This window comes from Chitinophaga sp. RAB17 (assembly GCF_052114225.1).
Lineage (GTDB): Bacteria > Bacteroidota > Bacteroidia > Chitinophagales > Chitinophagaceae > Chitinophaga.
The window spans coordinates 1-1,469 of record NZ_JBFREI010000035.1 but is presented as its reverse complement, the minus strand read 5'-3'; the positions used below and the strand labels follow the sequence as shown (position 1 = coordinate 1,469).

Genomic DNA, 1,469 nt, shown 5'->3' with positions numbered 1-1,469 from the left:
TTTGTAGTATTTAAAGTGGTGTCGGTAATAGTCGCCCATGTTGGTTTACCAACCACTGTCCACGCGCCGTAAGCACCAAATTCAGTAGGCTTGTTGGCCGCCATGGTAAAGATGGAGTCATTACAATGTATCTGGTTCACATTTGCTTTCGCAACTGCCGGTACATCGTAATTGGTCAGTAACACGGTGTCGGTAGTAGCGGCGCAGGTACCGTTGGAGATAGTCCATACCAGGGTAGCGGTATGGCCAGCGAGTACTTTAACTTTTGTAGTATTTAAAGTGGTATCAGTAACAGTTACCCATGTTGGTTTACCTACTACTGTCCAGGTGCCATTAGCTCCATATTCGGTTGGCTTGTTAGCGGCCATCGTGAAGATAGAGTCGTTACAATGTAACTGATCCACGTTTGCTTTCGCAACAGCAGGTACATCGTAGTTAGTCAGCAACACGGTGTCGGTAGTAGCGGCGCAGGTACCGTTGGCAATAGTCCACACCAGGGTAGCGGTATGGCCAGCGAGTACTTTAACTTTTGTAGTATTTAAAGTGGTGTCGGTAATGGTTGCCCATGTTGGCTTACCTACTACAGTCCACGCACCATTAGCCCCATATTCAGTAGGCTTGTTAGCGGCCATGGTGAAGATAGAGTCATTACAATGTAACTGATCCACGTTTGCTTTCGCAACAGCAGGTACATCGTAATTGGTCAACAACACGGTGTCGGTAGTAGCGGCGCAGGTACCGTTGGAGATGGTCCATACCAGTGTAGCAGTATGTCCTGCCAGTACTTTAACTTTTGTAGTATTTAAAGTGGTGTCAGTAATAGTCGCCCAGGTAGGTTTGCCCACCACGGTCCATGCACCATTGGCGCCATATTCAGTAGGCTTGTTAGCTGCCATGGTGAAGATGGAGTCATTACAATGTAGTTGATTCACGTTTGCTTTTGCAACAGCAGGTACATCGTAGTTGGTCAGCAGCACGGTATCGGTAGTAGCGGCGCAGGTACCGTTAGTGATAGTCCATACCAGTGTAGCAGTATGTCCAGCCAGGACTTTCACCTTGGTGATATTTGAGGTGGTATCTGTAATGGTTGCCCATGTAGGTTTACCAACCACCGTCCAGGCACCGTATGCTCCATATTCAGTAGGCTTGTTAGCGGCCATCGTGAAGATGGAGTCGTTACAATGCAGTTGATCCACATTTGCTTTTGCAATAGCAGGTACATCGTAATTGGTCAACAGCACAGTGTCGGTAGTAGCGGCGCAGGTACCATTGGCAATAGTCCACACCAGTGTAGCAGTATGGCCCGCGAGTACTTTAACCTTTGTAGTATTTAAAGTGGTGTCGGTAATAGTCGCCCATGTTGGTTTACCAACCACTGTCCACGCGCCGTAAGCACCAAATTCAGTAGGCTTGTTGGCCGCCATGGTAAAGATGGAGTCATTACAATGTATCTGGTTCACATTTGCTTT

The 1,469-nt window shown here is 47.6% G+C and carries 1 protein-coding gene; it reads right to left on the bottom strand.

Annotation, left to right across the window (positions count from 1 at the left end; translation table 11 throughout):
- Positions 1 to 1,469 (bottom strand): hypothetical protein (locus AB4Z08_RS35725; protein WP_441578559.1); only part of this gene is annotated, 1,469 nt, incomplete at both ends.